The 8,135-nt window shown below is 53.1% G+C and carries 9 protein-coding genes and 3 tRNA genes; 10 read left to right on the top strand and 2 right to left on the bottom strand.

The window, feature by feature from the left end; all coding sequences use genetic code 11:
• Both VLH40_02465 and VLH40_02460 read left to right on the top strand, forming a co-directional pair.
• The coding region (locus VLH40_02465; protein HSV30872.1) for a hypothetical protein at positions 1–322 on the top strand (322 nt) is incomplete at its 5' end.
• Positions 323–587: 265 nt separating this feature from the next.
• On the top strand, positions 588–1,928 hold the full coding sequence (locus tag VLH40_02460; GenBank protein HSV30871.1) for a tetratricopeptide repeat protein: 1,341 nt from the start codon (positions 588–590) through the stop codon (positions 1,926–1,928).
• Between the two features lie 36 nt (positions 1,929–1,964).
• Here the strand turns inward: VLH40_02460 and VLH40_02455 are convergent.
• Positions 1,965–2,041: transfer RNA gene (locus tag VLH40_02455), tRNA-Met, on the bottom strand.
• Positions 2,042–2,189: 148 nt separating this feature from the next.
• Here VLH40_02455 and VLH40_02450 point away from each other — a divergent pair.
• Complete coding sequence (locus tag VLH40_02450) at positions 2,190–2,576, top strand: hypothetical protein (GenBank protein HSV30870.1); 387 nt, start codon at positions 2,190–2,192, stop codon at positions 2,574–2,576.
• Between the two features lie 152 nt (positions 2,577–2,728).
• Here the strand turns inward: VLH40_02450 and VLH40_02445 are convergent.
• A tRNA-Leu gene (locus VLH40_02445) sits at positions 2,729–2,817 on the bottom strand.
• A gap of 166 nt (positions 2,818–2,983) precedes the next feature.
• Between VLH40_02445 and VLH40_02440 the strand changes: the two genes are divergently transcribed.
• The 7 genes from VLH40_02440 (at position 2,984) to VLH40_02410 (ending at position 8,130) form a co-directional block, all read left to right on the top strand.
• Positions 2,984–3,059: transfer RNA gene (locus VLH40_02440), tRNA-Lys, on the top strand.
• Positions 3,060–3,161: 102 nt separating this feature from the next.
• Positions 3,162–3,743 carry a nitroreductase family protein gene (locus tag VLH40_02435; protein ID HSV30869.1) on the top strand — a complete coding sequence of 194 codons (582 nt, stop codon included), beginning with the start codon at positions 3,162–3,164 and terminating at the stop codon, positions 3,741–3,743.
• A gap of 130 nt (positions 3,744–3,873) precedes the next feature.
• Positions 3,874–4,647 carry a hypothetical protein gene (locus VLH40_02430; protein HSV30868.1) on the top strand — a complete coding sequence of 258 codons (774 nt, stop codon included), beginning with the start codon at positions 3,874–3,876 and terminating at the stop codon, positions 4,645–4,647.
• Between the two features lie 3 nt (positions 4,648–4,650).
• Positions 4,651–5,295, top strand: a complete 645-nt coding sequence (locus VLH40_02425) for an ABC transporter ATP-binding protein (protein HSV30867.1) — start codon at positions 4,651–4,653, stop codon at positions 5,293–5,295.
• Entirely contained in the window at positions 5,292–6,101 is an 810-nt protein-coding gene (gene fetB / locus VLH40_02420) for an iron export ABC transporter permease subunit FetB (protein HSV30866.1), read from the top strand. Before VLH40_02425 ends, fetB begins: the two co-directional genes overlap by 4 nt.
• A gap of 748 nt (positions 6,102–6,849) precedes the next feature.
• The gene (locus tag VLH40_02415; GenBank protein ID HSV30865.1) at positions 6,850–7,461 is read left to right on the top strand and encodes a hypothetical protein; all 612 of its coding nucleotides are present in this window, start codon (positions 6,850–6,852) and stop codon (positions 7,459–7,461) included.
• Between the two features lie 81 nt (positions 7,462–7,542).
• Positions 7,543–8,130, top strand: coding sequence for a carbon monoxide dehydrogenase beta subunit family protein (locus tag VLH40_02410; GenBank protein ID HSV30864.1), 588 nt, complete (start codon positions 7,543–7,545; stop codon positions 8,128–8,130).
• The last annotated feature ends 5 nt before the right edge of the window (positions 8,131–8,135 follow it).

The raw sequence follows: 8,135 nt of genomic DNA, 5'->3' as shown, positions 1-8,135 counted from the left end.
AGGCATCCATGGAACATCCCCCTGGGAAGAGCTTGAGGGACAGGTATTACTGGGAGGCAAAGGATTTGTGGAGAGGTTTAAGGGCTTGCTCCAGGAGAAAGCCGCCATCAAAGAAATACCACGCCAGCAACGTTTCGCAGGTCGGCCCAGCCTCAGAGAGATTTTTCCGGACACCCATTTTGCAGAGAAGCAAAAGAGGAATGACAGTATACTCTTTGCCCACCTGAAATACGGGTATACCTTGAAAGAAATAGCCGATTCCCTTGGCATTCATTACGCGACCGTCAGCAAGATAGTACAGAAGATGGAGAAGAAAATGTAGCTTTTCAAGACCTGACCCCTTTTACTTTTTCCGGGGCTAAAGTTTTCATCAAAATTGCCGATAAATGTAGTGTCATAATCAAGAGCGGGCACCCTGACGCTTTCCCAGCCTTCCGGTAGAGTCAGGGTGAAATGGCCGCACGGGAAAAAAATTTCCTCCCCCGCCAGAACGGTCGAGGCTTGGAAGAGGATGATTCTAGGAACCCAGAAAACCCTTCCCGGATGGTTTATTCCGGGAAGATTCGGCATGGGAAAGGGGGGATTGCATGATACCGGCCCTGTTTCTCGCCGTTGCCTTAATCGCTTTGTACCTTACCAGCCGTGAAGCGATTCGCTCCATGCCGCCTGATATATTGAGTCTCTGCCGGGAGGCATACTTTTTTTTAAAGCAAAAAAAATACCGCGAAGCACTGAACAGCTACACGGCTGCGCTCGCATTGAAACCCGATAGCCTGGAAGCCCTGGCCAATCGGGGCAACGCCCACTATTTCCTGGGAGAATATGACCAGGCGCTCTCTGATTACACACGGTCAATTAAAATCAAGCCCACCTTGTCCACCGCTTACAACAACCGGGGCTTTACATTTATGACCATGGGACATCTTACCGAGGCCATCGACGATTTTTCCCAAGCGGTCCAATACGATCCCCATCTTTCAGAAGCCTATTACAACCGGGCTGAGGCGTACTCGGAAAAAGGAGAGGTTACCCTGGCCCTGGCTGATTACGAACAGGCTCGGAAGCTCAACCCGGCTGATAAAGACGTGCTGTTTCGGCGCGCCAGCCTGCTCTTGAAATCGGAAAATCAACAGGAGCTCGCCCTCGCCGATCTTAACGAATTTATCGAAAACAATGATGCGCATCCCCAGGCCCGGTATCTGCGGGGATTATTCTATTTCGAACAGGGGGAGTACCAGAAAGCGATCGACGACTTTACCCGGGTTATCGCATTGAATCCTTCCTCGTTCCGGTCTTTTTATCGGCGGGGATTGTGCCAGGCCGAACAGGGGGAGTACCAGAAAGCCATCGACGATTTTTCCCGTACCATCGGGCTGAATCCCGGCTATTTCCAGGCATTTTATCGACGAGGAAGCCTGTGGCTCGAGGTGAAAGAACACGAACAGGCGTCCGCGGATTTCAGCCGAGTCATCGAAATAAACCCCCGGTCTTTCAAGGCTTATGCCTATAGGGCGCTGTGCCGGCAGGCCATGGGAGATTATGATCAGGCCCGGAAAGATCTCGCAACCTACTTTTCCGGTGAAGGGGTGAGCGAATTATGGGCTTCCTTTCCTGATGACCCGACGTCCGTTGACCGCCACCTCAAACACAAAGACAAACTCGACGAGGACTTGAGCGCTGAACTGGAAATGGAAGATCTGAGGGAAAGAAAGGCCACCGAGCCGGACGAGGCCGTTAGGAACGTCGCAACGCCACAGGACGGTTCACCGGAAGCGGGAGAGTCGGAAACGGTGGGACCGGTCCGGGAGGAAGCCGGCTTTGCCCAGGAAACGCCGGCCGGGGAAGAGCGGTCGATTTTCCGGGCCCCGGAAGAGGTCATTGCGGAAATCATCCATCTGGCCCAGAAAAAATCAGAGACGGGGGAATAAAAAAACCGGGCTCACTGAAGAACCCGGTTAAAATGATGGTAGCGGGGGCCGGATTCGAACCGACGACCTCCGGGTTATGAGCCCGACGAGCTTCCTGGCTGCTCCACCCCGCGATGCTTCACCTGTGTTTATGAATCTATCACGAACCATTATTATAGACCCCTTACTGGTCGTTGTCAACACATCGCAGTCACTCATCTAAAATCTTATCGAACACCACCCGGTTCACTCATCAGATATTCTTACCCAAGGGGACCAGTGATGACCATGTCTTTGCCCGGTAGCCAGGAGCATATCCGAACCATGAAACAACGCTATTGGCAGTGTACCGGAAAAAGCGAGAAGACCTTGCTCACCGATGAGGCAATCACCATCACCGGGTATCACCGGAAATACCTGATCGGACTGCGCAACACTCACCACTTGTATTCGGAGAAAAAGAAAGTAGTTAAGGCAACGGCCCGCGCGCTGACGAGCTTGTCTTCCGGCCATCCAGTGCCTCTGGCCGACGCTGAACTATCGTGGCGAAGGACTACCCCCCCCGGCACCTGGCCCGCTTCGGGGAAATCTGCCTCACTTCCCAGCTCCAACAAGCACTGGCCACCTTCGGCCGCTTCACCCTGGAGCGCCGGAGGGCCTCTTGGGTAGCGGAGAGAAGCGGTCTAATATCTGGATCTCAGAGTTTCCTCCCCAAAAGGGAAGAAAATTTTGTGAAGGAGGATACCGTGGAATAATACCCGGGAAGGGGGAGGATGGTTATGAATAAAGATGAAATGATTTTCCCCTGAAATGAAAAGCCGTGGTGCCGAAGGCCGGAATCGAACCGGCACGGGGCTCGCGCCCCAACGGATTTTAAGTCCGTTGCGTCTTCCTGTTCCGCCACTCCGGCACGCAGGTCTCGCTTCTACGCTATCTTCTCATGGGACGGGCTTCCCGTCAATAGGAAAACGACGTTACGGTGCACCGGACATGAGGCGAGGCTGACCGTCAACGCGGACAAGCAATGTTTACTTGACATCCCCTTTCTTTCATTGTATAGTGCATTGCGCGAAGGTGGGCCGTTAGCTCAATTGGCAGAGCAACTGACTCTTAATCAGTAGGTTGAAGGTTCGATTCCTTCACGGCCTACCAGTCGTTTCGTCCAGTCCCTTTTTTTTCCATGCTCGTCGTAGATTGTCGTGTTTAATAAAGGAACCGGAGAAGAGGGGTTAATTTCCGTCAATGGAGAGACTCATGGACAAACACATGATCGACGAACTCATTCTCAAAACCAGGAGTATCCGCCGTTTTCGGGAAAACGAGCCGGTCAGCCGCGAAGTGCTTAAAGACCTGGTTAACTTGGCTCGCCTTTCCCCATCGGCAGCTAACCGTCAACCCTTGAAATACCTGCTCTCCAACACTCTGGAGAAGAACGCGATTATTTTCCCCTGCCTGGCGTGGGCGGGGTATCTGATCGATTGGCCGGGTCCGGAGGCCGGGGAGAGACCGTCAGCCTACATCGTGATGCTGGGAGATCGAGCCATAGTCACCGACTACGACGCTGATCCTGGGATTGGGTGTCAGAGCATCGTCCTGGGTGCCCGGGAACGGGGCCTGGGGGCTTGTATTTTCGGAGCGATAGACCGGAGAATGCTCCATAGTGTGCTTGGGCTTTCCGAGCGATTTGATATTCTCTATGTCATCGCCCTGGGATATCCCGCCGAAACGGTGGTTCTTGAAAACCTGGGGCCCGACGGGGATATCCGGTACTGGCGGGACGAGAACGGTATCCATCATGTCCCCAAGCGAAGCCTGGCGGAGATCATCGTCGAGTGACTCCGTTGTGTCCGGGCGGGAACCACGAACCGATTGATTTGCCTTGATTGTTCTGGTACAGTGGTGACGGTACCGGGATTAAGGTGATCCGTGCGCTGCCTCCCGGTTTACCGGTCCGGGGGGGTATGGCATGAGAGAATCACCCGTTACCAGTACCGGCAAGCTCAGGAAAAAATTCCTTCCCGCGCTTTATTTTGATACTTCGCTCCTCATCGAATACTGGCTGACTGAGGGTATGGAGCGGCCTCAGAATGAGTTGGACCTGCTCTTCCGCAAAAATGAGAACCCTGTCTACTCGGTTATCCAGGAACTCATCGATTCGGAGAGGCACTTGAGCCAGGTCGTGGAAATCCGAAAAAAAATCCTCTCCGGACAGCTCTCGGCCACGCCGGTGGTCAGTCCTCTGGCACTTCTCGAACTCATGGAATGGCATGCCCAGGCCGCGTTCCACCAGATCACCGCAGACGCCCCATCGGTGTTGTCTTTACAAAACAAAGGGAAAAAAGATATCGGGAATTGTCTGAAAAGAGTGCTGGAACGCCACAAGATAGAAATGCATGACGCCCCGGACAAAAGGAGAGCCCAAAACACCGGTACGGCAGTGTTTATCGACGAAACCTGGCTGGATTTCGCCTATGCCAACAACCACGGACTCATCGGCCTGTTGCAGGCCGATATCGTCCAGTTCCGCCTCACGGTGAAAAGGTCCTGGGGGCTGCCTTCGCTCTTCAGCTACCTCCAACTCAACCTGGCTGACACCCTGCACCTGTTGCTGGCTCACCACTTAGGTTGCCAGTATCTCGCCAGTTTCGATTCGGATTTTGTACGGGTCCGGGACATAGTTCTCGAGGAGATGGGCATCAGGATTTTAGCCACTCCCGAGGAGATGTTGGGAGTTCTATAAGGGATGTTCGTTCTCGAGAATGTCTGGTTCAAAAATATCCTCCGGGTGGAGCACCTGCGTATCCCCGCCGGCGAAATCACCGCGATAGTTGGGGAAAGCGGCAGCGGGAAAACTACCCTGCTTCGACACCTCAACCTTCTCACCAGTCCTGATCGGGGAACGGTCAGATACCGTGGAGAGGATCTGTGCACCCTCGATCCGGTCACTCTGCGGCGCCAGGTCGTTATGCTTCCGCAAGCACCTCCTGTTTTTCCCGGGACGGTTCGGGAGAATCTCCTGATCGGCCGCCGATTTTCGGGCCAACCACCACTTGCGGACGAGAGTTTAAAACAAGCGCTCGAACAATTCCGCCTGTACAAAGCCCTCGACGGTCCCACGGAACACCTGTCCGGCGGGGAGAAACAGCGCCTTGCTCTGGCCCGGGTGGTGCTGATGAGCCCGGAGGTCTTACTCCTCGACGAGCCCTCCGCCAATCTCGATGAGGAGACGGCGGACCTGGTGGTGGGGACCCTGGTGCACCAGGTCCGGGAATCCGGAAGGACCCTGGTCATGGTCACCCATTCTCGGTCTATCGCCGAACGTTACGCGGACAACCTAGTCGAGATGAACAACGGGAATCTACTACGGTCATTGGAACATCGGGTATGAATGGGGTTATCGAAATCGGCCTGCTGCCTCTGGCGCTGGCTTACGTGTTTGTACTCGTTCTTTTGTTATACGTCCGGGCCCGGCGGATCAACCGGGAGAGAGAAATCCTCGTCAGCTCTATCCGGATGACCCTCCAACTGATGATCGCCGGGCACCTCCTGGCGGTGTTGTTCGAAAACCCTCATCCCCTTTTGACCGTCGCAGCGGTCCTGGTCATGGAAGGGTTCGCCGTACAAAATATCATTCGGCGGGTCAAGGTGCCACTCAGTTATCGGCTGAAGAGGATCATCGCTTTTTCCATGACGTCCGGAACCCTGGTAAGCTTGTTCTTTTTTCTGCTCTTCGTAGTCGGGCTCAGGCCTTGGTACGAGCCCCGCTATTTCATTCCCATAGCCGGGATGATCATCGGAAACTCGATGACCGGGATCTCATTGGGAGTCAACCGGCTGGTTGATGGGATAATCACCCGGCAGGATCTGGTGGAAGCGGCGCTCATGCTGGGGGCTACTCCCCGGGAGGCAGTGCGCCGGATCGTTGACGCCGCCTTTGACGCTGCTTTCCTCCCCACCATTAATTCCATGACCGGTATGGGGATTGTTTTTCTGCCGGGAATGATGACCGGTCAGATCTTATCCGGGGTTTCGCCGATAACCGCTATCGAGTACCAGATCGCGATCATGCTCGGCATTCTTGGTGGAGTGGCGTTCACCGTGATCCTCTTTGTCCATTTCGGTGCTTCGGCCTTTTTCAACGACCGGGCGCAACTGGTTTACCCGACCGAGGTACCGGACATGTCGGACCGATGACCGGGGGGGGGACTATTCCCTCTCTTTGAAAAACTAATTCTCCTACCCCTTTTCTGAAGGAGGAGTTATGTATTCACACTAATCGCAATACGCTAAGAGTTAACTGTTGTATTGGATCATCGGTGCCTCGTAATTAACAAATACAATAAATAACTTATACGGATCCCTTTACCGGGCATCTTTGAGTAAATATAATACCAAATTATTCAATATCATTTTAACCTAAAAGACATTCTGGAAATTGTCAAGATTATTCATAGTTTTTAAAGCTAAAATGACTATTTTATTCAATATTTAGGGAATCGTAAAATGGGGGAATCGCCAAAAGGGGAATTGTTTTTTTGCTTGCGTACATGTAAAATCTTCTTTGGCTTAATTAATATCATGAAGAAGGGGAATATGGTCCTGAGTGGTTGGATGAGTTGATTAGTGATGGAAGAATTGGGTTGGGTGCAGGATTAACAGGAGATCAGTTACAGAAAACCTGATTGCTGTTCACTGGGGCTTGGGCTGTTCAGTTACGCCGAATCCTCCCCCGACAGAGGGACGAGTATGATTTGCGCCGGGGCTTGACTCCTTGTTTTCCTTCGTGTAGGTGCCCGCTGGAGCGAGAGTTTCTACCGTTCTTTCAGTTGCCGGGAATCTTGCTCTCGATTATGAGGTGCTCGCCAGAAGCCTGTGATACTTCGAACGTAGCGGCCAGACAAGTTTTGGAAGGAGGAACCTAGCTATTTTTGCGGAACGCTTGGTGTTATCCGGGGAAACCATCGGTATCCCGGGTAGCGGACAGTGGGACTGGACGATCGCTTTTGAAACGAGGGAAACTGGTTATTCGGTTATTTACCAGGATTCGACACCAGGCTCTTTCGGTGACCAGCTTACCGACAATCAGATTGTCGCCGGATTTTGTAAGTTGGAGGCGGCGGTCCGGAGAATAATCAGGTTGGTAGCGGCACTTTTTGAATTTGATTTTGCTAAAAGCGGCGTAAGAGTTGGGCAGGAACCGGTGAAACGCTTCCGGCTTTCTGGGACGAGCCGGATCCGCATGTTGACACAGAATCAGTGCGTCACTCCTCCGGAGGAGGCCATGAATGAACGATTCAGCGTCAAAGCCTCAAGACTCCGACCATTCATTATACGTATGATGTTTGTTACATTTCACAAATTGAACAGTTGGTACGGGTTCTCTGCGACATCCTTGCGCGGTTCTTCCGACCTGTTGACCCCCGTGGTAACAGTCATTCTTCAAGCGAACATCTGGCCCAAGCATTGCGGGAGATGCCTCGCCGCCGCCCGACGCCAAATTACACCTATAATACGGGAAGCGAGGCGATATTTTACTTCCCGGGCGAATTTGTAAACTGGGCATCTAAATTTATTTTTGTACCAACGCCAGGCGTATTGTCAGATAGAAAATTTACAGCGTAGGAGGAGTGCTAATATGGCGATACCACAGTACCGAGTTTTACCCGGACCGGAAGGTTACTTGCCCCCCGCCGCCGCATCCATGGGCGTGGTCCTTCCCCGGAACAAAGACGAAGCCTTGCTGGAAGGGGCTATCGTCACCCTGGATGAGGCTATGCAGCGGGCGGCTGAAAAGCTGCTTTGCGCCAAGAGACCTTATTTTTTTCCGGGTCCGCTGGTCCTTTGGAACTGGAAGGAGGGGGTAGCCGACAAAGCACGGGCGGTGATTGAAATGGCTAAGTCGGCGGACGCCGGGATCATTCCCATGCCTGATTACCGCCCGAAATACCCGATGATTAATCCCGCTGTAGAAATCAACCCGAACCACCCCAACCTGACCATCTGGCATAACAAGATCGACGTCTGTGTCTTTGTCGGCGTCCACTGCCACTTCGCGAACCTCGCTCTAAAAATAATCAGGGGGGGCACCGATTGTTACACTATAGCCCTCTGTGCCGAGATGGGCCACGAAGACGCCATGATTTCTTTTCGGGAGCTGGGGTTGACAGGAATAAAACGGTTGACGGGAGTGCTCGACTGCAGAAAAGGGGAGTGCCGACAGTGATTACG

This window comes from Atribacteraceae bacterium, assembly GCA_035477455.1.
Classification (GTDB): domain Bacteria; phylum Atribacterota; class Atribacteria; order Atribacterales; family Atribacteraceae; genus DATIKP01.
The sequence above is the reverse complement of the archived record's forward strand: the minus strand, read 5'-3'. Positions and strand labels throughout refer to the sequence as shown.